Consider the following 22,883-nt stretch of genomic DNA (forward strand, 5'->3'; position numbering starts at 1 on the left):
TCCTTCTTATATGAACTCTAAGTGTTATCTACTGCCGCCAAAATCCCGTGTATTCTGCTTTATCCTGAATATTATATGTAATCATATCCTCAAGCAATTTGTAATCTACAGGGTCTTTCCACTTAATTCGAAACAAGCCCTTGGTGGCACTGTAGCCGGCTTGTTCAATCCCATCGGCAAAATGCGTCATGGTTACTTCCTCGGGTGCAACGCTTACATGTTGTTTCGCAGTGGAGATACCTATGATAAATGTCCCGTGATCGGTAAACATAGGGGTATTCCATTTCATCACTGGTTCCATTTGCGGGAATTTCTCCATAATCCACTTCAAGATTTCCTCCATTCGATTGCGATGGTCGGGATTATCGATACCTGCTAAATATGGTGCAAAAACGTCCATCTTGTTCCCTCCTACTTTAAAATGATGCCGTTCAAGATAAACCTTAACTGATTTCAACTATATAATTTCCAGCGGGGATAGTCAAAAACTCCCCTAACCTCAGCGTTGACTTCGTAAAACCGTGATAAAGCCGTCCAGGATATCATGAGAAATCGAGAACCCTTTCCGCTGATAGAATTCCAACGCCTCTTGATTCCCATTCGATGTAAACACAAAATAATCCTCCACATCCTCATAGGTTTTCAACCAATCCATAGACATATTAAAAAGCTTGGATCCAATTCCAAATTGTCGATACCCCTCTTTAATATAAAATTGGGATAGACAACCTACGTTCTCTTTCTTAACCGATGAAAGATCGAAAAACGTGGCAAAATCATTCAAATACGATTCTTTCGGTGAAATGTTGGTATACACATACGCGACAATTTCGTCATGTTTATGAGGACCCTTCACCACCACTATGTAATTGTGTAAAGCACTTTGGATCGATGGCAGCATCCTGGTATCAAAATTCATACTGTCAAACCGTTCCGGCGTAATGGTAGCCTTTGATTGTTGAAAGTCCATCAGTTCGTTGCACAGGTCACGACAGTATTCTGCCTTTTCTTCTGGAATCACTTCATATATAAGATTCATCAATACGTCCCCCATTTAATCAATGACTGTCCCGCTGACTCTAGTCTGGAAACAATTCATGGTTCTCCATTTCATTTTAGCTTGAACCACGATAGTAAGGAAAGAGGCATTACAAAATACGTGTAGCCTCCCCGTCAATTAATTTAATATTTATATTCATCGAAGATCCTCCGTAACTATGATTGGGAACATCTGATAAGTCGAGTAATTCATTCAGCTGAATGGACTTTTCCCTATTTGCTTCTATTGTAATGATATAGGGGCCATTCACATTCATGAGCGAAGTCAATCTTGTATCATCTTCAGTGAAAAATCTATCCAGGAATTCAATTTGGAATGACACTGTTTCACCACTGCGGTTTTGTAGGTGGAGTTTACATTCACCATTTAATACGTTTTCGTCTTCACCCACATTCTCAAAATCGCATGTACCCTTTCCATCGTAGGAAACAGCTGCAATACCATCAGCTAACGTTTCCTGATACATCGGAATGAGTAACAACGGGAGTAATGTGTAAACGATTAAAGCGATTACCACCGTTCGAAAATGGTATTTATTTAGTCCCCTGACGAGTAAAATCATGGCGATGATGAATAAAAAGGATCCAAAGATTCCAAGCAGATTATATCCGTTTTGATCGCTGATTGGAAATGACATGAAAGTAGTGCGTGCATGTATCATTTCATTATCCGGAAACGGGAAAAATAAAGACATACATATACATAGAATTACAGCTGAGCCAATAAGTGCTCCTTTATTTTTTACCATACTTTCACCTCCATTCATAAACTTGAACTTCTTCAAAAATGCTATTCTTTTCCATACCGATTATTTCAAAACATTCAAATTTACACAATCTTTTTTCCACTAAAAAATGACACAGAAGTGGTTACTATAACCACTTTTGTGTCATTCATCAAATACTTTCAGGTTACTTAAACAAATCCATCAGCAGATCCCAAAACCCTTTTTCTTTCTTCTGCTCTGCTTTCTTCGTTACCTGTTCTTCTTTTTCGATGCTTTCTGTCTTGATCACAAATTGCACGGAGGACACTTTTTCGTTCTTGGAGGAAACGAAGGATACAGGCTTGAAATCGGACTTATCGTATTCAGCCATCATCTTATTGATTTCCTCTTGCATTTTGTCAGGCAGGTTTTTCGTTTCCTTATGCAATTCTCTCGTTCCTTTGTGAAGGTCTGAGACCCCACTCTCTAATCCGTTTGTTCCGCCAGTCAGTTCAGCGATGCCGGAATGAAGCTTCCCGTAAGTAGTGGTTAACTGACCCACGCCTTCTGAATAGCGGACCAATCCGGAGTGGAACTCGCCGTAGTTGGCGGACAGTTCACTCAGTCCTTTTTGCAGCTGAGCAAACCCGCTCATATCCGATTCTTTCAATGATGCAGACAAATTATTCGAGATGGAAGTCAGCTGTCCGCTCATCTCGTTGACGGAACCACTCACCTGATTCAAGGTCGGTTCCACGGCAGCGAAGGCTTCCTTGACGCTTGCATAGGTCCCCTTCACTTTTTGCGCAGCTTGATGGGACTCTACCAGTTTATCCACTACCTGGGGATCCGCCCCGCTTTCGTATAATGCGGCAATCTCTTCTTCCGAAAGCTCGGAAGCAGGGATTCCCGCCATCGCACCGTCCAATGCAGCATAGGCCCGAGAATAGTTCTTCTGCAGGGTCGATAACCCATTCGCCGCTTGTGTCAGGCCATCTGCCAATTGCTTCAAACCAGCCGGCAGCTCATTCAAAGCTGATAAATCCATTTCAGCAGGATTTGCTGCCAGTGACTGATTGATGGTTCGCAGTGCATCGCCGATAGAATTCGAGGCTCCGACAATTTGAGACGAAGAACCGTTCAATTCAATGATGCCATTTTTATATTGAGCCGAACCGTCGCGCAGGCTCGATGCCCCGTCGTTCAATTGGGACACACCATTTTTCAAGTCGGCCACCCCGGTATTTAACTTCCCGATGGCACCTGATAGCTCCGACATGTCATCCGTCATACCTTCTGTTCCCGTCGTATCGATTGGAAGTGTGGACGGGACCGCCGCAATTTGAACACCCTCGAACTCAAAGTCCGCTACATCCGCTTCCACGCTTAGCTTTTTCTCTTTTCCAGGCATGACAGTAAAGGTGATTTGCTTATTCTTCCCAGCATTCGCCACCATTCCGTCTGCCGCTTCGATGTTCTCATACGTATTCGGCAGGTTCAGGGAAACCTGTAATAAATAATTCTCATAGAATACAGTACCTACATTCTTATTTTCAGCAGTATCGATGTTGATTTCGAGGTGTCCGCTTTTACCTGCAAGTTGTGATGGATCGATTTTCTTCCCATCCAAGCTATACGATACCGTCACATCCCATGGTAACTTTGTATCTTCTTTCATGTTTCCTTGATACGTGAACTTTCCTTCTGGAGCATCCATTTCAATCTTCTGCCCCTCCAGCTCAAGCTTCTTCAGATCCGTCAGATTCTTGACGCTGCTGAATTCCCCGTAATCGAGAATCTTTCCGGCACGAGCTACCTCGAAGGTATTCACGACATAGATAGAATCCAGGTCTCCAGCTGCGTCCAATGTCGCGTACACGACTTCATCCTTCGACGTGACCTTTCCTTCCGTTGCCGCTTGGGCTGGTACACTAAGAAATGAAGGCAAAAATAGCATCAATGCGAGTGCAGAATAACGTAATTGTTTTTTTCTCATCATCATTTCTCCTCATAATAATTTGCTTTATAGGTTGTTTTCTTAATGACTTTATCGAATACCAGGAGCATCGCCGGCAGGACAAAGAGGACCATGATAAAGGCTAGCAGCGCCCCCCTGCCCATCAATAGACCGATGGATCCAACAATCGGATTGGAGGAGGTGATCCACAGAATAAAGCCGACACTCGAAAGGATCGCTGCCGAAATCGAAATAGAGAATGTCTTCTCATCCAGGGTTCTCACCATTGCTTCTTTAGCAGGCATTTCCTTGCGATAATGTGTATAGGCCTCTGTGAATAAAATCCCATAATCGACCGTCGCGGCAAGCTGTACCGTACTGATGATCAAGTACCCGACAAACACGAGGGGAGTATTCGTGAAGTATGGAATCGATAAATTGATCCAGACGGCGGCTTCAATCGTGATGAGCAGCACCACCGGAATCGTAATCGATTTAAAGCTGAACAGAAGCACAAGGGCAATCGTCACGACCGTCAGCACATTCACGACCACATTATCCTTGTTGACGGTATTCTTAATATCATAAAGCGTCACGCTCTCCCCAAGTGCCAATGCTTCATCTCCGTAATAATCCGCCGCCGCTTTTTCCACCTTCTCTACTATGGAAAAAGGGACCTCTCCTTCCGTACCCTGATTCGTGTTAATGACGATCCGGCTATAGTTTTCAGAGTAAAATTCATCCGTAATCGATTTGTCCAAATACTCAGGCGGGATCTCAGAACCAACCTGGTTCACATACGCCATGACTCCTGTCACATAATCAAGGGACTCGATATCCTCCACGAGCTCCTTTTCTTTTGCCGTATCTCCTTTTGGAACTAAGAGAACGATGGGCGTCGTTTCACCAAATGACTCTTCCACCTTCTTGAAGTCACTCCCGACACGGGTGTTTTCCGGCTGCTCACCCGTCCCGTAAATGAATGAAGTATTCGTTTGCCCCAGGAAGGCAGGAACCAGAATGGCAAATACAAAGATCAGGCTCGGAACCTTCAGTTTCAGTACCTTGTTTCCGATACCCGTGAAGCTCGGGACAAAGCTCTTATGCTTCGTCTTATCCATCCATTTATAGAAAACAAGCGTCAGTGCAGGCAGGAACACCATCACACTGATAAAGCTCAGGACGATCCCCTTCACCAGGTTCAGCCCGAGATCCGAACCGATCTGAAACTCCATGAACGTAAGGGCGATAAACCCGAAGAACGTCGTTGCCGCACTTGCCGTGATCGCAGGAAAACTCTTCTTCATCGCTAGCTTCATCGCTTCTTCAGGATCATCCGTCACTTTCCGGTAATCGGAAAAGCTATGAAGCAGGAACACCGCGTAATCCAGCGACACCGCCAACTGCAGGATCGGGGCAACCGACTGAGTGACGAAGGAAACCTCCCCAAGAAAGATATTCGTTCCCAGGTTGATCAGCACCGACACCCCGATAGCTGTCAGGAAGAACAGCGGTTCGACCCACGAAGTCGTTGAGACGACAAGAATCAATATAATGAGGGGGACCAGTAACATCCCGGCATACATCGATTCACTTCCGGCCATTTTCTGAGAACTTGCCGTATTGGCCGCGTCACCGGCAATCGCACCATCATTACCAATCAGCTCATAGATTTCATCGGTGATCCGGACCTCATCCCCGGTAGCGACACTGATGGAAAAAAGCGCATTCTGATCTTTATAGTAATTCTCTACCGTCTCCTTGTCCGCCACTTCTAAAGGCGTCTTCAGGTCGACCATATCATCCAGCCACATCACATCCGTTACGCCGTCTAAGGCTTCCAGCTTTTCTTTAAAGTCGAGTGCCTCTTGAATCGTCACACCCGTCACCATGACCCGCGTATCGGGAACAGCACCCGTGAACTCCTTTTCCATGATGTCCATCGCCTGTGTAGACTGGGCATCATTGGGCAAATAATCGACCATATTATAATTGACCTTCACAAAAAACTGCGCCGCCGTTGACAGCACCGTCACCAGTATAAACGCAACCAGAACAGCTTTCTTATGCTTTATGATCCAAGATGCAATATTTATCATCTTTCATCCTCTCTTGTCTCTTTCACATTTTCACATTATCATTATAATAAACACCGTGTTGGATATTCAACGGACAGTTGCATAAGGAATGTTCAATACTCAACACATCTTTCGCGTATGTTGGATAACTCAAAAAAAGCAGGAAAGGAAAGCTGATCTTTGAACTCAAAAATGGACCGACGAAAAAAATATACACGCATGGTTTTAAAAGACAGCCTGTTGAAACTATTGCAGGATAAATCAATCTCAAGCATCACCATCAAAGAAATCTGTGAAACTGCAGACATCAACCGATCCACCTATTATGCCCACTACTCAAACCAATACGAACTGCTCGAAGCAATCGAAGAAGAATTCATCGAGGACCTGACCGTCACACTGGGTAAGTACAACTTCTCAAAAGAAGAAGAAGCCCTCCAAATGACGGAAAAACTATTCGAATACATCGCCGACAAAAGCGACATCTGCGAGGCCCTTCTCAGCGAGAACACCGATATGTACTTTCTAAAAAAAGGCATGATCATCACTCACGAATTCATCTTCAAAAACTGGATCACCGAAAGCCGGATCGATCAAGAAACCTATGAATACATCAATATGTTTATGGTAAGCGGAAGTATTCATGTCATAAAAAATTGGGTGGAAAATGGCATGGATAAGACGCCTGAAGAGATGGCGGTGATATTGCACCGCTTTATTAATCGGGGGTTGTCGGGGGTGAGGTAGTTTTTTTGTAGACAAAAAGATACCTACCCATACACGTTAATGAATAACGCCTAATGGGGAGGCACCTGTGTTCAATACTGCTACATCTAATTATAATCATGTCAGGCATAAGTTTTTAAACAAAATTTCCCGTACTCAATTGGGGTTGAATAGTGATCGCAGATAGAATTTCGTAATTGAAATGCATCTATTTGAAGAGGTTACCAACCATTAAGAATCGATCATAAAAAATCAGTTTCTGATATCGTTTTACCATTAATGAAATCTATTAGGGAATTTATCTTGATCTACAAACAACACCCGTAACAAATTGCAGCCATGCATATACACCGGTTTTAACGGTTTCTGACACCGCAGAATCCTTACTCGGGTCCAAGCATACAAAATCAATATGTCGGACAGAAGGGTGCTTCCCAATCTCGAGTAGGGAATTGAATAGCTCAGCTGTGGACAAACCTCCTGGTGTGGAAGCTGGTACTCCAGGAGCAACTGATATATCGAGTACATCCATGTCAACCGTTACATACACCCGGTCAACGTTTTGAGATAGCTGTTTCAGTGCCTTCTGAACAGTATGGACAAAGCCGACTTTGCGAGCATTCTTTAATGTCACCATTTGAATTGAATGATGTTTAGCATAGGTGATCAGTGGTTTAGCATTGAAATAACCGTGCAAACCAATGTTTATGATATCCTCTCCCCTAACTGTAGATCCCTCGATTAACTGCCTGATTGGGGTACCGTTTGCCGGTCCCAATTCAGCCGGGTCCCGCACATCAAGATGGGTATCTAGTTGCAAAATCCCGATTCTGTCATTTGGAAAGGCTTCCTTTATCCCTCGTACTGCACATGCGGTCGTTGAATGGTCACCACCAATCATCGACGTAATTGTTTCAGAGTATTTCGAAGCTAAAAAAGTTGTCGCCTCTTCAATACGTTTATGGGACAAGGAAATATCTGTTGTATGCATCACGACATCTCCAGCATCCCCAACAATCAAATCAACTAAATCGACATCTTCATCTAAATTGTAGGTGGCAAATCCCTTCCACATTCGCCGAAATTCCGTCGGATATAACGATGCACCTGAGACACTAATGGAAGAACGGGAAATCGGTGCACCATATAATACAAGCTCCGGTTTTCCTTCGATCTCTTTTAGATGCCTAACCCAATGGTGAACATAAGTTGGGTCGTCTGTATTCACATTCCACAACCATTCCGGTTGTTGAAGCCACTGCTCACTCATGTGTTACCCGACCACCTTTACGCCTTTTTTCCAAACAGCTTTCGTGTGATTTACCCCAAACAGATACTGTAGCTCTTGATAGCTTTTTACGTCCCATAACACCATATCGGCTTGCTTTCCAACCTCTAGTGATCCGATTCGATCTTGACGATTAATTGCGCATGCGGCATTGAATGTCGCTGCGGTCAATGCTTCTGCAGGTGTCATTCGCATCGAGATGCAAGCCAGATTCATGACAAGTGGCATCGATGTTGTTGGCGAAGACCCAGGGTTACAATCTGTCGAAATAGCTACAGCTACACCTTCATCAATCATTTTTCTTCCATCGGCTGCTTCCTCGCGTAAATAAAGGGCCGTTGCAGGAAGTAAGCAGGCGATCGTTCCTGCTTCCGCCATTTCTTTGATTCCTTCGTCTGATGCTTTCAATAAGTGTTCAGCTGAAATCGCGCCTACCTTAGCCGCTAATTCAGCGCCACCGTAAGCGACAATTTCATCAGCATGGATTTTCGGGATCAAGCCGTACTTCTTCCCTGCTTCCAAAATTCTCTCTGATTGTTCCGGTGTGAAAACATCCTTTTCACAAAAAACATCATTGAACTCCGCTAACTTTTCTTCAGCGACAACAGGTAGCATATCATTTATTAGATGATCGATAAATTCTTCCTCTCTGCCCTTGTAATCAGGCGGAACAGCATGTGCTCCCATGAAGGTTGGCACAAGTTCAATCAGATGTGTTTCCTGTAGTTTTTTCATTACCCTTAGCTGCTTCAACTCGGTTTCAAGATTCATTCCATATCCACTTTTTCCTTCAACAGTTGTCACACCATGCTGTAAAAAGGAATCAAGCCGCTTCGTTGTTTGGCTAATGATCTCTTCTTCAGTAGACTCACGGGTCATACGGGTAGTCGCATGAATCCCTCCACCCGCATTCATAATATCCATATATGCTACACCTTCAAGACGCATTTCAAATTCTCGTTCCCTGCTGCCACCAAAAGCACAATGTGTATGAGGATCGATTAACCCTGGCGTAACTAAGTGACCCGCAGCATCCACAATTTCAGCTTCCTCAATTCTTGCTGAATACCGCTGTTCTAGTTCAATTGTGGACCCTACCGCCTTTATGATTCCATCTTCAGCCCATAAGCTTCCATCTTCAATAATGCCTAAATTAGACATCGCTTCTCTTGAACGAGGACCTACCTCTTTGGATGCAAGAGTTGCCAATTGATGAATATTTTTGATCCAAACCGGTTTTGTCATCTTATTCAGTCTCCATTTCTAACATTGGAATGTTTACTCCTCTATCACGCGCCGTTTTCTTCGCTAATTCATAACCGGCATCAACATGGCGCACAACGCCCATTCCTGGATCTGTTGTAAGTACACGTTCAATTCGTGCCTCTGCTTCTTTCGTTCCATCTGCCACAATAACAATTCCTGAGTGCATCGAATATCCCATCCCAACTCCACCACCATGGTGTAAGGATACCCATGTAGCACCTCCAACTGCATTAATCATAGCATTTAAAATTGGCCAATCGGCTACGACGTCAGACCCATCCTTCATCGATTCTGTTTCACGGTTCGGTGACGCAACAGAACCTGAGTCGAGATGATCCCGTCCAATGACGATCGGAGCCTTAAGCTCTCCTTTTGCAACCATTTCATTAATGATTTTACCGAAGCGTGCCCGCTCTCCATAACCAAGCCAACAAATACGAGATGGAAGCCCTTGAAATTGAATCTTTTCTTTCGCCATACGAATCCAGTTACATAAATGGTCATTATCATTAAATTCACGTAAAATCACTTCGTCTAGTTTATAGATATCTTCTGGATCACCTGAGAGTGCTACCCATCTAAATGGTCCTTTTCCTTCACAAAATTGAGGGCGAATATAGGCTGGAACAAACCCTGGGAAGGCAAAGGCATTTTCAACCCCTTCATCCTTGGCAACCTGACGGATATTGTTTCCGTAATCAAATGTAATGGCGCCTTTTTCCATCAAATCGAGCATTGCTTGCACATGCTGAGCCATTGATGCTTTTGATTTCCTAACATATTCTTCTGCATTTCCCGCTCGTAATTTTTCAGCCTCACTAAGTGACATCTTAGACGGAACATAGCCGTTGAGTGGATCATGTGCAGATGTTTGATCTGTCACAATATCTGGGATAAACCCTTTAGCAATCATCTCCGGTAGAATATCTGCTGCATTTCCAATCAATCCAATGGAAAGTGCTTCACCTGCAAGCTTTGCCGTTGTAGCCATTTCGATTGCTATATCTAAGGAATCTGTTTTCACATCCGTATAACGAGTTTCAATGCGACGATCGATTCTGCTTTCGTCAACATCAATACCAATACAAACGCCACCATTCATCGTTACAGCAAGTGGCTGAGCTCCACCCATCCCGCCTAGACCAGCCGTTACCGTGATAGTATTTTTGAGTGAACCGGCAAAATGCTGCTTTGCAAGCTCTGCAAACGTTTCATACGTTCCTTGGACAATCCCTTGCGAACCGATATAGATCCAGCTTCCAGCAGTCATTTGTCCATACATCATTAAACCTTTTTTGTCTAGCTCATGGAACGTTTCCCAATTTGCATAGGCAGGGACGATATTTGAATTCGCAATTAGTACTCGCGGTGCATCAGCGTGTGATTTAAAAATCGCAACCGGTTTCCCTGATTGAACCAATAATGTCTCATCATTCTCTAATTCCTTTAGTGACTTGACGATCGCATCAAAGCATTCCCAGTTTCGTGCCGCTTTCCCGATTCCACCATACACAACGAGATCTTCCGGTCTTTCCGCAACCTCAGGATCTAAATTATTCATTAACATCCTAAGTGCAGCTTCCTGCAACCAACCTTTTGTATTTAATTCTGTCCCTCGATAGCGAATAACCTTTTCCGTTTTTGTATGTTCCATAGTGATTGCCTCCTATACAATTTTATTTAATGAAATTTTTTTTATAAAATACGCTTACAGTAGCTTACCAAGTTTCTCTTCTACGACTGAGATGATCTCACCTGTATGAATAAAATCCTTTAATTGTTCTATATAAGGGTAAAGATACGTGTCTTCGGTCATCTTTGGTATTGATTTTTCAATGCGTTCCAGCACCGTCGTTGATGCAGAACCCGGTTTCAGCTCACTGTCCACAAATTGATGAGCATTATAAATGGACAACAGCTCAATTGATAATACATACTCAAGCTTTTGTGCTACTTCCCGTGCCTTTTTCGCTGAATTGTACCCCATCGCTACATAATCCTCTTGATCGGCACAGGTCGGTATACCGTCAACTGTTGCAGGATGAGATAATAGTTTCATATCATTTAAAAGTCCGGCTTGTGAATACTGTGGAATCATTAGCCCTGAATTAAGTCCGGCGTTCTGGACAAGGAAAGCAGGGTAATCTGAAAGATGAGAATGGATAAGACGATTGTTTCGTCGTTCAGACATTTTCGCAATGGCCGTCACCCCGATGCATGCGGAGTCTAATTCAATGCCGACGTACGATGAGTCACAATTACTTCCTGAAATCGCACCGCCATCTTCACCAGGCCATAAAATCGGATTGTCACTGCATGCATTCATTTCGACCTCAAAGGTAGCTAACGCATCAAGAAGCGTCTTCTTCGCAGCCCCATGCAATTGAGGAATTGCCCGCAACGACAAGGCATCCTGCAAGCGATGATCAACCGACTGTTTAGCAATCATGGAATCCTCTAAAATTTTTCTCAAATTGGCTGCTGTATTTCGTTGTTGTTCATGCGGACGGGCTGTCATCAGCCTGTCATCAAAGGCACGTGTTGTTCCTCGCAAGACCTCTAATGCCATCGCACCGATAATGTCGGCGGCTTTTGCTGCTTGTAGCATATCCGATAATGCTAGCGCTCCAATTGCGGTTGGACTCGTTGTTCCACTAATTAACGCTAAGCCCTCTTTTGCAGAGAGGCCAATCGGCTCAAGCCCTGCTTTACGGAGAGCTTCCTTCGCTGGCAAGAGCTCCCCATTCACATAAGCTTTCCCTTCCCCGATCATCACCAAAGCGATATGAGCTTCAACACTTAAATATCCAACCGAACCTTCACGAGGCGCAAACGGGATAACACCACAATTTAAACATTGGCGATACATCTCCAATGTGGATATCCGGACACCAGAATACCCTTGCCCTAAGTTTTGCAGCACAATGAGCATAATGGCCCTTACGCATTCTTCATCTAATGGTTCACCAACTGATGTTGCATGGGATAAAAGAATATTCTTTTGTAACAGTGCTGTCTGATCTCGGGAGATTATTTGTGTTGATAGGGCACCAAAGCCAGTGTTTACCCCGTACATGATTCTTCCTTCATCAATCCACTTGTTTACTAGCTGACATGACCTCTCAACTCGCTGGCGGTAATCATCTGAAAAATCAACATGAGCACCATAACGCGCGATGGAGACCAACATCTCTAATGTGATTGCATTTCCTAGGGCTACTTTTTTCATTCCTTGATCCGCCATGTTTAACCCTCTTTTCTTACGTAAGATCATTTTTCAACTTTATCAATAAAGAACATTTTCACTGCTGAACAAACCTGTAAGACAAAGACGAAGAGAACCGCTGAGCCACCTAATGCAGCTAGATATTTCACACCATCCACGCCTTGTACTCCGCCTGCGAAAGCTACCATCACGAAGGCAATGATCGCAATGGAAACCGCCCAAATCAGCATTTTCCATTTCGCTGGTTCTTCATCATAATGAATATTAACGGTACATAACATTGCGATTGCACGAACCATCGAGTCTGCTGCTGTGGCAAATGAAAGGATTAACGCAATCATTACGATAGGAATAATGATGATAGCCAATGGTAAATTAGCTAAGAAAGCCCATAATCCTGCAACTGCTCCACTTTCATTAATTGTTGACACTAAGTCAACTGTATTGTTTTGTTGCCAATGTAGGGCTGTTCCACCAAAAACACCGAACCAGACAATACTGAAAACAGCTGGTAAAATCCAGTTGATTAACATAAACTGGCGAATCGTTCGGCCATAAGAGATAATCGCAAGGAAGATACCCATTAAAGGTGCATAGGCAATCCAGATCGCCCAGTCATATAAAGTCCACCACATTACTAGAGCTTCCCCGCCTACTATTCCTGGATCAAGTCCCCAGCCCCAGAAGTTTTGTAGCCAATGGGCCATTCCTGCTGTTGACGATTCCAAAATATATAAAGTAGGACCAATAATAATCAGGGCTAGTAGCAGGATATAAAACACTTTTGCATTAATATCTGACATGCGACGAATCCCTTTATCCAACCCTTTTAAAGCTGATATAGTAAACAATCCAGTAATTACAACAACTAGGACGAACCACACCATCGGTCCTTGCTGAATGCCATAAAAAGTCTCGACCCCCGATCCGACCAATGCTAAACCTGCTCCTAGTGAAGAAGCTAAGCCAAGCGCGATTGCTAATACCGCTAATGTGTCGATAATGCCAGGCCAAACACCCTTTGTAATTTTGATACCGAACAATGGTATTAATGTTCCTGTTACAGACAATGGTGCTTTACGATTAAAATACATATAGGCAACGATGAGACCACTCAATGAATACATCGCGTAAGGAATGAATGACCAATTGTAAAAAGAGCGTCCCATTGCGTAGATCGCAGCCATTGAAGTACCAGGTTCTACACCTGTATTGGCCATTTCTCCATAAATGTTCCCAAAGTAAATGATCGGTTCATTTACTCCATATGTAATGACTCCCGTGGCAATCCCACCCGTTAAAGCCATCGCAAACCAAGCAAGAAACGGATATTTAGGCTTTGCCTCTGCACCTCCCAAACGAATGTTACCTATTTTCGAAAACGTTACCAAAAATACAATGACGAGTGCCACAATTGAGATGATTTGATAAAGCCACCCAAGTCCACGTAAAGAACCTATAAAACCCTTCATCGAAATATCTGTCAACAATTGATTGTTCACAATTCCTAAAATAGCTCCGCCTCCAACTACTAGAAATGCCGGTAAAAATACGGATAAACGCGTTTGTTGCTTTTTATCTACGACTACTTCAGGAGCCTTTTTCTCTATTTCCAATGACACCATAGATTCCCCCTTTAATTAGTTTCTTTCGTAAAAATAAAGTATTCGAGTCTCTATAAGGGACAAAATTGGTTTTTGTTACCCTTATAGATAGATTCACCTTATCTGAATATACTGATAATTATAGAGAAAAATTTAGGTTAAAAATAGATGATTAATTTTTGAAATTCGATACTTTTTCTCGAAAAGACTTGTCTCATTTATGCTACTCTACTTAAAATCTTATAATTATTTACGATTCTTATACTTATTTACGATTTTTAAAATAAGCATCTAAAGCTACTCCATGCCCTCTCTCATGTGCAAACGATAGTCACGAGGCGGCATCGTTGTCAATTCTTTAAAAAGTCTAGTAAAATAGCTAGGATTACGGAACCCTACTTGATCAGCAATTTCTTTAATTGAGAGCTGGCTCGAGTTTAAGAGTCGTTTTGCTTCGTTAATACGTTTATTCGCTAAAAGCTGTCGAAACGACATTCCCTGCTTTTTCATTAATAAATGACTATAATAGGCTGTACTTCGTCCTACTGCTTCTGCAACATTTTCTAATGTTAAATCAGGATTAAAATAATTTTTTTCTATATAAAGAATCCCTCTTTCAACCACATCTTTTTTCGCAAAGACGTCACCAACCTTAGAACGATCAAGTAATTCATATAAAAATAAAAGCATTTCTTGGACAATTCGGTATAACACTCGATTGTACAAAATCTCTGAAAATATTTTCATATAATATTCTTCCATTTCACCATGTTCAAGTTGGTAGGTTTTCATAAACCGCCTTACTTGAGCTAGAATGCTTGTGAGTCTTGTTCTTAACTTCTCCGGATTAGGAAAGGGCGTTTCCATATGTAAAAATTCCTGATGCATCCATTCTTTTATTTTCTGTTTATGAAAACTATTTAACATATCTACCCACTCCCGCTGTTCAGCCGAGGTTAAAAACGGATCCATTTCATACCAAGATTCGTATTCTTCTTTCGGTAAAATGACTTGACGGTAACCGATAAAAAATGTCATTTCTAATAGTCTTCTAGCTTCTAAATACATCTCATGTACAGTTTTCATTTCAGTATTTGGTGGGATAATAACCGCGGCAAGAGGCTCAATATTAAATGCTTCCCATTCCCTCAGAATTTTCCATGCTTCTTCTCTTATATGCTGGGTTGGATTTTTGAATAGACAGGCAACCATATCTGTTAAGGGTAGTATCGTCGGATGTTCGCGAAATGGAAAATACGTTAAAAATTGTTGCAAATCTGCCAGTTTTTCATTATTTTCCGTATGCAATAGCATCAGTGCGGTATCCCCATTATTTTGCTCCTGATCTAAAAATATCGATTGATATGAATACCCCTCATCCTTCTGAGAGGAAAAGACATCCATTGTTTCTCTTTGTACAACGAGTGACAATGCCATTCTAAGACATTGTTTAATTTTGAGTGGATCTAGTGGCTTAACAAGTAAATCCACTCCACCTAGTTCAATTGCCTGTTTTGCTCGATCAAATGTCGCTTCTGCTGTAACAGTAATAATTTTGGGTGAAAATGTTTTAACATATCTTGTAATTAACGACCAATGTTCGGCTGGGATCATATCTAATTCTAAATAGAGAATTTCAGGAAGTTCTTTTTCGAGAACAGCCATTGTTTCCTTAATTGTTTTCGTTACAAAAACATTGTTAATGGGTATAGAATAGGTCGAAATCAGCCACTCTATCGCCACTCTTTCATGATTATCCCGTTCGGCAATTACGATTTTCATATTTTCCTCAAACCCTTTGTATATACTGTTTTCAATTGTACTTCCACTGTAATTCCTCCCTTGCTTATAGAAAAATATAGAATAGTACATTCACTCCCAGAGCAACATAATAAATAAAGTATACTATCAACTATTTACAAGTGTAAGTTAGGAAAGGTAATTAAATAACTTGGAAATGGCAAACTCTATATGTTGGGAATGTCATCAGATTAATGATGACAGCTGTATTAAGGAGTTGGAATGCAAGCTAAGCTGTTCGTAGCAGCCATTCATTTAACTCTATTCGAAATTCCCTACTTGGCCATACCGGCACTTATTCACTAAATTAAGCACTTCCCACTCGCGATGGAAAAGTAAAAAAGAGATTGAACCCAAAGGACTCAATCTCTTTAATATATTACCTACTTCTCATACTCTTGATTATCATGTGAATAATGACCATTCTCGGTATCAATGACACCACTCGTATAAGAATCCATGATTTGCTGGCTCACTTGCTCATTCGCCTGCTCGTCATACGAAAACTGCTCTTTCGGATCCCTCTTCTTCATGTCGATTCCCCCTTATAAATAAGTTATCTATTCCCTTTTAGTGTTCGGAAATTTGCTACAGATATGAGTGGAAAAATATAGTATGATAAGGGTAAGGAGGGGATAACAATGAGTTTAAAATATCAGAACATATTAGTAGCTGTTGATGGCTCCAAAGAAGCGGAATGGGCATTCAAAAAAGGGATTGCCATCGCAAAACGGAATGATGCAATTCTTTCACTGATACACGTGATCGATACCCGTTCCTTCGCAGCAATCGAATCCTATGATCGGACGGTAGGAGAAAGAGCTATCAAGTATGCTGAAGAATTGTTAGAAGAGTACAAAGCAGAAGCTGCAGAAGCAGGGTTAACAAAAGTGAAAACCTATGTCGAGTACGGCTCCCCGAAAGTGATCATCCCAAGAGAAGCAACAAAGAACGTAGGAGCAGACCTTGTCATATGCGGCGCAACCGGACTCAACGCCGTCGAACGATTCCTTATCGGAAGTGTCTCCGAACATATCACACGAGCTGCCCATTGTGATGTTCTTGTTGTTCGGACGGAAGAAGTCGAAGAATGAATCTAAAGAAGAAAAAGCCGTTGTACGTAGAAATCTACGAAGAACGGCTTTTTTTGTGCTACGCTTATGAAAAAGAAGGAAAAGCAAAACCCCGATAAGTTGATTGGAGCGGAGGGTGCTCGACTCCTGCGGGAGAAGCGGGAAAGTTGAGACCCCACAGGGCAAAGCCCGAGGAGGCTCAACTCACGCCCCGCGGAAAGCGAGCACCTGGAGCGGAAATCAACTAATACTCGCTTATGGCAGAAAGTTTTAATAGCAGCCTTCTTCTACACAGATTGAGTTATAAAGGTTTTCAAATGAGTTTTCCCCTTCTCAATCTGAACCTTCACTTGTTCAAACCCGGTACCTCCATAAGACTTTCTTCTTTCAACCGCCGAATACGGAGTCAAAATCGAATAAATATCTTCTTCAATCAATGAAGAAAATTCACCGTACTCCTCCAAAGATACATCCTTCAGATAGCAGCCTTTTTCAATACAATAAAGCACCAGCTTTCCGACGATTTCATGGGCTTGTCTGAACGGAATCCCTTTCGTCGCCAAATAGTCGGCAAGTTCCGTCGCATTGGAGAAATCATTCCCTACCGCTTCCTCCATTTGTTTCGTGTTCACTTTCATCGTAGAGATCATTCCCGTGAATATCTTCAGGGATCCGACTACCGTTTTAACAGTATCAAACATACCTTCCTTGTCTTCCTGCATATCCTTGTTGTATGCAAGAGGCAAGCCTTTTAAAACGGTAAGAAGGGAAATGAGATTCCCATTCACTCTTCCTGTTTTCCCTCTGACCAGCTCCGCCATATCCGGGTTTTTCTTTTGTGGCATTATGCTGCTGCCTGTCGTGAAGCTGTCATCGAGCTCGATAAATCGAAACTCTTCCGTGGACCATAGAATCATTTCTTCCGCTAAGCGGGATAGATGGGTCATCATAATCGAACTGTTGCTCAGGAATTCCAGGATGAAATCACGATCACTTACCGCATCGAGACTGTTTTCATAGTAAGACCCGAAGCCGAGCAGCTCTGCTGAATATTTCCGGTCAATCGGGAATGTCGTACCAGCCAGTGCCCCGGCGCCCAATGGGGATATGTCGATTCTTTTAAGAGAGTCAACAAGTCGTTCCTTATCCCGATTGATCATCCAGAAATAACACATAAGATGATGGGCGAACGAAATTGGTTGAGCACGCTGAAGATGAGTATATCCAGGTATGATCGTTTCAACATTTTCTTCGGCCTGAACAATGATTGCCTGCTGAAAATCCTCAACAAGTGTAACGATTTCCTTCACTCGTCTCTTGAGAAACAGATGCATGTCGGTCGCTATCTGGTCATTTCGGCTTCTGCCTGTATGAAGTTTACCGCCCACCTCACCGATTAAATCAATCAGCTGCTTCTCCAAGTTCAAGTGAATATCTTCATATTCGACGGAAAACTGAAGTTCATTCTTTTCGGCCTTCCCATACAGCACATGAAGTCCATCAAGGATTTGATTTGCTTCACTGACAGTCAAAATCCCGCATTTTTTTAACATTGTTACATGAGCGATGCTTCCTTCAATATCCTCTAGAACTAGCTCTTGATCAAAGGAGATGGATGCGTTGAATTCATCCACCCACTCTTCCGGTTTCTTGGTGAAACGTCCTCCCCAGAGCTTGCTCATAGAGTCACTTTCTCCTTCTTTTCAGCGTTGACCATTGCTGAAACCTTTGTCGGCAGACCCCATAATTGAATGAATCCAACGGCAGCATCATGATCGAATTCATCCGCTTTTGTATAGGTCGCAAGTTTTTCATCATATAAGGAATTAGGCGATTTTCTTCCTTCCACAATGGCATGCCCCTTGAATAATTTCACGCGTACGACACCATTCACATACACCTGTGTTTGATCAAGGAATGCTTTCAATGCTTGATTCAGTGGTGAAAACCATAATCCTTCATAAATCAATTCCGTCATTTTCTTCTCGATCACAGGTTTGTAATGAGCTAGCTCTTTCACTAGCGTGAGGTCTTCCAGTTCCTTATGAGCCTTTAACAGCGTGACGGCAGCTGGACATTCATACACTTCACGTGACTTGATCCCGACCAGACGATTCTCCACGTGATCGATACGGCCGACCCCGTGCTTCCCACCGATGACATTAAGCTTTGAAATGATCTCATGCAGTGGATATGCAACGTGATCCAATTCAACAGGTACACCATTTGAGAACGTAATTTCGACCACATCAGCCGAGTCCGGTGATTCTTCAATGCTGGATGTTAAATCGTATGCATCTTCTGGAGGAGCAGCCCACGGATCTTCAAGAACCCCACACTCATTGCTTCTTCCCCATAAATTCTGGTCGATGCTATAAGGAGAATCAAGATTGATCGGAATAGGAATACCTTTGTCCTTCGCATATTCAATCTCTTCTTCACGTGACCATTTCCATTCACGAACCGGTGCAATCACTTCTAAAGAAGGATTCAATGCGGCGATGGAGACTTCAAATCTCACCTGGTCATTTCCTTTTCCGGTACATCCATGTGCGACTGCCGTTGCATTTTCCTGTTCAGCAATTTCCACAAGTTTTTTGGCGATCAAAGGTCTTGATAGTGCAGATACCAGTGGATATTTCCCTTCGTACATGGCGTGACTTTGTAATGCAAGAAGGGCATATTCATTCGCAAATTCTTCCTTTGCATCAATCACAAAGCTTTTTGAAGCTCCAACTTTCAACGCCTTTGCTTGAACAAAATCTAAATCCTTTCCTTCCCCTACATCCAGACAACATGCAATTACTTCATAACCTTTTTCCTTTAACCATTGAACCGCAACCGACGTATCTAAACCACCTGAATAGGCTAATACCACTTTTTTATTCATCCGTATCTCCTCCTGTTGATTTTATATATAATGAATATTTATTCTTTAAGATGAATTTATATTAGCAGTTAATGAGAGATACATCAATACTTATTCATAAATTTGTATAAATATTTTATTGGTGGACTGTGAGATTGCCTTAGCACTGGGCTTGTCGGTTAATTTATTGTAGGATGTAAGAAGAATGAAACGTAAGGAGCATCCATATAGATGAAGAACGAATTTTTCTCATATAATTCAAGGCTCGGAATCCATCTTCCCCGACTCTCGAAGGATTGGCCGTCTTATTCTTCTTTAGAACAGGAAAAGGTTCTTCTTGAATGGGAGCGGGTGAGAGGGACGATTCCTGACCGGATCCAGGAAATTGAAGTGGAAATTGAGAGATTGCAGGCGGGATTGGCTCAGGAAGAAAATTTCGACAGATCCTGCATGATCAATGGAGAGATTTCTGAGAGAGCTTCAGAGATCAATGATTTATGGATCTGGTACCGGACCAATCCGGAAAAAACAAAAAGGGGAATGATGTGATTGCATCATTCCCCTTCGTTTATTGGTCATTTTTCTTTTCACGCAAATAGCGGTACTGATAATATTTTTCGGCAAAATCGGTGATTTTTCTGGATAGCTGATAATTGGACCCTGCTCCGATGGCGATGCTGACAAGGGGAAGACCGGACCACTTCTTCCCTTTGAACATGGTGATGGCCATTGCTTTAAGCGCCTGTTTCATGGATCCTTCCAGCCACGTATAGTCTGTCAGCTGCTCCGATCCATCATAGAAGTAATTGGAATCCTTCTTATTTAAATCCTCCATCAGATCTTCCCAGGCAAGGGCACGGAGCCTTGAAGGAAGGGTAGCTGCATGAAACACCTTCAGTGACGTCATCATTTCAAATGGGGTCTGAACATCAAATCCATAGGTGATGGCAATGAGCTGCACCGAACGAAGATTGATGACGAGCATGGCAGGCAGATCCGAACCGATCGCCACCAAGCCGCCAGTCCCCGTCACCCCTCCTTGTAACAGAGAGTAGATGCGATGTCGTCCCGCATGCTGTTCCGCTATGTAATGCAGCTGATCAATCGTTAAATAATGAAGATCCTCGACCGTCTGAATGTCTTGATTAAAGGCTCGTGCCGTCACAAGGATGCGCTCACGTGCGTCATTTTGCATCTGTGAACCTTGAATAAGAGAGTGCATGTGGAACAACCAGCCATCCAGGCGCTGGAAAAATTGGGCCTGAACATCTTCAGGGATGGATTCAAATGCGTAATCCAACCATTTCACATATGTATGTTCTAAATCATTCGCTTCGTATTCATATAATTCTTCTCTCCACGTTTTGATCGACTGCCATACCTGCTTATCTCGTTCTGACCAATTCACTTCTCCCACTCCTTTTACATTCCTTAAATTACGTATAGTATACCATATATGGGTGGACAATCCTTTTGTTAAGGAGAAGTGTTTGGAATAGTCAGTAAAGCCCGTTGCTGAACGAAATGCATGTTAGACGGTGCATAGAAAATTCGACATCGCGGCACGATTATTTGAAATGGCGCATGATAAATCAAAATGGCGCATGAAAAACCGATTACCCGCACGATAATCGTTAATCTGTCATGATGGCCATCATATCTCGCATGATTTTTTCTCGAAGGTGATCCAAACAAAGGAATCAACTACCTTGTCCGCCATAATCCCCTATCACAGAAGCAATCCTGAAAAAAATGTTATCCTTTTGTCGAAAAATAACGTTTTCTACAACTAGAAACTAAAGTATTTATCAAATAAAAAACAGGACCACCATCAATTAAATGGCAATCCTGTAAATTTATTAGATATTTCCTTTTTCCACTACATCACGTGCAATCATGACTTCTTCGTTTGTTGGAATGATCATGACTTTTACAGGTGAATGCGGATAGTTAACGAATGCTTCTTTACCGCGTACCTTGTTGCGTGCCGGATCCCAGTATACGCCCATGAATTCCAAGCCTTGAAGGACTCTTTCACGGATAAGCGTACTGTTTTCACCGATACCTGCTGTGAAGACAATTGCGTCTACACCGTACATGCGGGATGCATAGGAACCGATATATTTATGGATACGGTTGGCGAACACTTCAAGAGCCAGTTCCGCACGTTCGTTACCTTCTGAAGCCTGTTGCTCGATATCACGAAGGTCACTTGAGAATCCGGATACACCAAGCATACCGGATTTCTTATTCAGGATGTTCAATACTTCATCAGCCGTTGATCCTGTTTTCTCCATGATGAACGGGATAAGGGCCGGGTCGATATTACCTGAACGAGTTCCCATGGCAACACCTGCTAAAGGAGTGAAGCCCATTGACGTATCGATGGATTTACCGCCTTCGATCGCTGCGATACTTGCACCATTACCAAGGTGACAAGAAATTAAGCGAACTTGCTCTTTCGGACGGCCAAGCATTTCCGCAGCACGTTCAGACACATACTTATGGGAAGTACCGTGGAAACCATACTTACGGATTCCGTATTCTTCATAGTACTCATAAGGAAGGCTGTATAAGAACGAGCTTTCCGGCATGGATTGGTGGAATGCTGTATCAAAGACAGCAACCGCAGGTACATTCGGCAATACATTATGGAATGCCTTGATACCCGTCAGGTTTGCCGGGTTATGAAGTGGAGCCAGATCAGAAAGTTCTTCAATCTTAGACACTACTTCGTCCGTGATCAGAACGGATTCATTAAAGACCTCGCCACCATGTACGACACGATGCCCGATCCCGTCGATTTCATCAAGTGAATCGATGATGCCATAGCCTGTCAGCTTTTCAAGCAACATCTTTACCGCTACTTCATGGTTCGGAATATCTGTCACTTCTTCACGTTTCTCATCGTTCACCGTTATATTAAATACCGCATCATTCAGTCCGATACGTTCAATAAGACCTTTTGTAATAACCGTTTCTTCAGGCATATCAAAAAGCTGAAACTTTAAAGAAGAGCTTCCAGCATTAATTGCAATCACTTTTTTTGCCACGTTGTATCGCTCCTTTTGTTTTCGATCTCTTGTCTCTTATTTATTCTGTTCATTGAATCATTTTTTATCTCTCAATTCCCCATTAAATCACTGACTCCCCTCTATTTCAAGAAAAAGCTTGAAATGACATCGTTTTCATGTTAAATTAAATATTTTCGCAAAAAACAGAATTCGTAG

Annotated in this window: 19 protein-coding genes; 3 read left to right on the forward strand and 16 right to left on the reverse strand. The window is 42.6% G+C overall.

What is annotated here, in order from left to right; translation table 11 throughout:
- Positions 1-28 precede the first annotated feature (28 nt).
- The 5 genes from ACYH0O_RS19345 to ACYH0O_RS19365 all read right to left on the reverse strand — a co-directional run bounded on the left by ACYH0O_RS19345 (position 29) and on the right by ACYH0O_RS19365 (position 5,822).
- Positions 29-400 carry an iron chaperone gene (locus ACYH0O_RS19345; RefSeq protein WP_482629971.1) on the reverse strand — a complete coding sequence of 124 codons (372 nt, stop codon included), beginning with the start codon at positions 398-400 and terminating at the stop codon, positions 29-31.
- A 99-nt stretch (positions 401-499) separates the two neighbouring features.
- Positions 500-1,039, reverse strand: coding sequence for a GNAT family N-acetyltransferase (locus ACYH0O_RS19350; RefSeq protein WP_482629972.1), 540 nt, complete (start codon positions 1,037-1,039; stop codon positions 500-502).
- Positions 1,040-1,148: 109 nt separating this feature from the next.
- Entirely contained in the window at positions 1,149-1,808 is a 660-nt protein-coding gene (locus ACYH0O_RS19355; RefSeq protein ID WP_482629973.1) for a hypothetical protein, read from the reverse strand.
- A 163-nt stretch (positions 1,809-1,971) separates the two neighbouring features.
- Positions 1,972-3,768, reverse strand: a complete 1,797-nt coding sequence (locus ACYH0O_RS19360; protein WP_482629974.1) for a YhgE/Pip domain-containing protein — start codon at positions 3,766-3,768, stop codon at positions 1,972-1,974.
- Positions 3,765-5,822 carry an efflux RND transporter permease subunit gene (locus tag ACYH0O_RS19365; RefSeq protein ID WP_482629975.1) on the reverse strand — a complete coding sequence of 686 codons (2,058 nt, stop codon included), beginning with the start codon at positions 5,820-5,822 and terminating at the stop codon, positions 3,765-3,767. Before ACYH0O_RS19365 ends, ACYH0O_RS19360 begins: the two co-directional genes overlap by 4 nt.
- Before the next feature lie 159 nt (positions 5,823-5,981).
- Here ACYH0O_RS19365 and ACYH0O_RS19370 point away from each other — a divergent pair, with 159 nt between their 5' ends.
- Positions 5,982-6,548 (forward strand): TetR/AcrR family transcriptional regulator, encoded by a 567-nt coding sequence (locus tag ACYH0O_RS19370; protein WP_149157140.1) that lies wholly within the window; start codon positions 5,982-5,984, stop codon positions 6,546-6,548.
- 277 nt (positions 6,549-6,825) lie between these two features.
- On the opposite strand, the gene ACYH0O_RS19375 is transcribed toward ACYH0O_RS19370, so the two are convergent.
- The 7 genes from ACYH0O_RS19375 to ACYH0O_RS19405 form a co-directional block, all read right to left on the reverse strand.
- Positions 6,826-7,797 (reverse strand): agmatinase family protein, encoded by a 972-nt coding sequence (locus tag ACYH0O_RS19375; protein WP_482629976.1) that lies wholly within the window; start codon positions 7,795-7,797, stop codon positions 6,826-6,828.
- 3 nt (positions 7,798-7,800) lie between these two features.
- Complete coding sequence (gene hutI, locus ACYH0O_RS19380; RefSeq protein ID WP_482629977.1) at positions 7,801-9,060, reverse strand: imidazolonepropionase; 1,260 nt, start codon at positions 9,058-9,060, stop codon at positions 7,801-7,803.
- Position 9,061: 1 nt separating this feature from the next.
- Complete coding sequence (gene hutU / locus ACYH0O_RS19385; protein ID WP_482629978.1) at positions 9,062-10,735, reverse strand: urocanate hydratase; 1,674 nt, start codon at positions 10,733-10,735, stop codon at positions 9,062-9,064.
- 54 nt (positions 10,736-10,789) lie between these two features.
- A complete protein-coding gene (locus ACYH0O_RS19390) occupies positions 10,790-12,325 on the reverse strand; it encodes an HAL/PAL/TAL family ammonia-lyase (RefSeq protein ID WP_482629979.1) in 1,536 nt (511 codons plus the stop codon).
- Between the two features lie 26 nt (positions 12,326-12,351).
- Positions 12,352-13,932 (reverse strand): BCCT family transporter, encoded by a 1,581-nt coding sequence (locus ACYH0O_RS19395; protein ID WP_482629980.1) that lies wholly within the window; start codon positions 13,930-13,932, stop codon positions 12,352-12,354.
- Positions 13,933-14,208: 276 nt separating this feature from the next.
- Entirely contained in the window at positions 14,209-15,693 is a 1,485-nt protein-coding gene (locus ACYH0O_RS19400; protein WP_482629981.1) for a helix-turn-helix domain-containing protein, read from the reverse strand.
- Between the two features lie 401 nt (positions 15,694-16,094).
- Positions 16,095-16,244, reverse strand: coding sequence for a hypothetical protein (locus ACYH0O_RS19405; protein WP_188048589.1), 150 nt, complete (start codon positions 16,242-16,244; stop codon positions 16,095-16,097).
- A gap of 108 nt (positions 16,245-16,352) precedes the next feature.
- On the opposite strand from ACYH0O_RS19405, the gene ACYH0O_RS19410 reads away from it, so the two are divergent.
- Positions 16,353-16,805, forward strand: a complete 453-nt coding sequence (locus ACYH0O_RS19410) for a universal stress protein (RefSeq protein WP_113969746.1) — start codon at positions 16,353-16,355, stop codon at positions 16,803-16,805.
- Positions 16,806-17,071: 266 nt separating this feature from the next.
- Here ACYH0O_RS19410 and argH read toward each other — a convergent pair whose 3' ends face one another.
- Both argH and ACYH0O_RS19420 read right to left on the reverse strand, forming a co-directional pair.
- Positions 17,072-18,466 carry an argininosuccinate lyase gene (gene argH / locus ACYH0O_RS19415; protein WP_482629982.1) on the reverse strand — a complete coding sequence of 465 codons (1,395 nt, stop codon included), beginning with the start codon at positions 18,464-18,466 and terminating at the stop codon, positions 17,072-17,074.
- Positions 18,463-19,674 (reverse strand): argininosuccinate synthase, encoded by a 1,212-nt coding sequence (locus ACYH0O_RS19420; protein WP_482629983.1) that lies wholly within the window; start codon positions 19,672-19,674, stop codon positions 18,463-18,465. The genes argH and ACYH0O_RS19420 overlap by 4 nt, the downstream gene beginning before the upstream one ends.
- Positions 19,675-19,884: 210 nt before the next feature.
- Here ACYH0O_RS19420 and ACYH0O_RS19425 point away from each other — a divergent pair, with 210 nt between their 5' ends.
- Entirely contained in the window at positions 19,885-20,202 is a 318-nt protein-coding gene (locus tag ACYH0O_RS19425) for a hypothetical protein (protein ID WP_482629984.1), read from the forward strand.
- Positions 20,203-20,221: 19 nt separating this feature from the next.
- On the opposite strand, the gene ACYH0O_RS19430 is transcribed toward ACYH0O_RS19425, so the two are convergent.
- Together ACYH0O_RS19430 and ACYH0O_RS19435 are read right to left on the reverse strand one after the other, a co-directional pair.
- Positions 20,222-21,061, reverse strand: coding sequence for an EcsC family protein (locus tag ACYH0O_RS19430; RefSeq protein WP_482629985.1), 840 nt, complete (start codon positions 21,059-21,061; stop codon positions 20,222-20,224).
- A gap of 451 nt (positions 21,062-21,512) precedes the next feature.
- A complete protein-coding gene (locus ACYH0O_RS19435) occupies positions 21,513-22,706 on the reverse strand; it encodes an acetate kinase (RefSeq protein WP_482629986.1) in 1,194 nt (397 codons plus the stop codon).
- Positions 22,707-22,883: the final 177 nt, after the last annotated feature.

The sequence above is a fragment of the Rossellomorea sp. H136 genome (assembly GCF_056838065.1).

What these genes read in the sequence shown, in the direction of transcription:
- ACYH0O_RS19345 (WP_482629971.1), bottom strand. Translation starts at nt 400, where the DNA reads ATGGACGTTTTTGCACCATATTTAGCAGGTATCGATAATCCCGACCAT.
- ACYH0O_RS19350 (WP_482629972.1), bottom strand. Translation starts at nt 1,039, where the DNA reads ATGAATCTTATATATGAAGTGATTCCAGAAGAAAAGGCAGAATACTGT.
- ACYH0O_RS19355 (WP_482629973.1), bottom strand. Translation starts at nt 1,808, where the DNA reads ATGGTAAAAAATAAAGGAGCACTTATTGGCTCAGCTGTAATTCTATGT.
- ACYH0O_RS19360 (WP_482629974.1), bottom strand. Translation starts at nt 3,768, where the DNA reads ATGATGATGAGAAAAAAACAATTACGTTATTCTGCACTCGCATTGATG.
- ACYH0O_RS19365 (WP_482629975.1), bottom strand. Translation starts at nt 5,822, where the DNA reads ATGATAAATATTGCATCTTGGATCATAAAGCATAAGAAAGCTGTTCTG.
- ACYH0O_RS19375 (WP_482629976.1), bottom strand. Translation starts at nt 7,797, where the DNA reads ATGAGTGAGCAGTGGCTTCAACAACCGGAATGGTTGTGGAATGTGAAT.
- hutI (WP_482629977.1), bottom strand. Translation starts at nt 9,060, where the DNA reads ATGACAAAACCGGTTTGGATCAAAAATATTCATCAATTGGCAACTCTT.
- hutU (WP_482629978.1), bottom strand. Translation starts at nt 10,735, where the DNA reads ATGGAACATACAAAAACGGAAAAGGTTATTCGCTATCGAGGGACAGAA.
- ACYH0O_RS19390 (WP_482629979.1), bottom strand. Translation starts at nt 12,325, where the DNA reads ATGGCGGATCAAGGAATGAAAAAAGTAGCCCTAGGAAATGCAATCACA.
- ACYH0O_RS19395 (WP_482629980.1), bottom strand. Translation starts at nt 13,932, where the DNA reads ATGGTGTCATTGGAAATAGAGAAAAAGGCTCCTGAAGTAGTCGTAGAT.
- ACYH0O_RS19400 (WP_482629981.1), bottom strand. Translation starts at nt 15,693, where the DNA reads ATGAAAATCGTAATTGCCGAACGGGATAATCATGAAAGAGTGGCGATA.
- ACYH0O_RS19405 (WP_188048589.1), bottom strand. Translation starts at nt 16,244, where the DNA reads ATGAAGAAGAGGGATCCGAAAGAGCAGTTTTCGTATGACGAGCAGGCG.
- ACYH0O_RS19410 (WP_113969746.1), top strand. Translation starts at nt 16,353, where the DNA reads ATGAGTTTAAAATATCAGAACATATTAGTAGCTGTTGATGGCTCCAAA.
- argH (WP_482629982.1), bottom strand. Translation starts at nt 18,466, where the DNA reads ATGAGCAAGCTCTGGGGAGGACGTTTCACCAAGAAACCGGAAGAGTGG.
- ACYH0O_RS19420 (WP_482629983.1), bottom strand. Translation starts at nt 19,674, where the DNA reads ATGAATAAAAAAGTGGTATTAGCCTATTCAGGTGGTTTAGATACGTCG.
- ACYH0O_RS19425 (WP_482629984.1), top strand. Translation starts at nt 19,885, where the DNA reads ATGAAGAACGAATTTTTCTCATATAATTCAAGGCTCGGAATCCATCTT.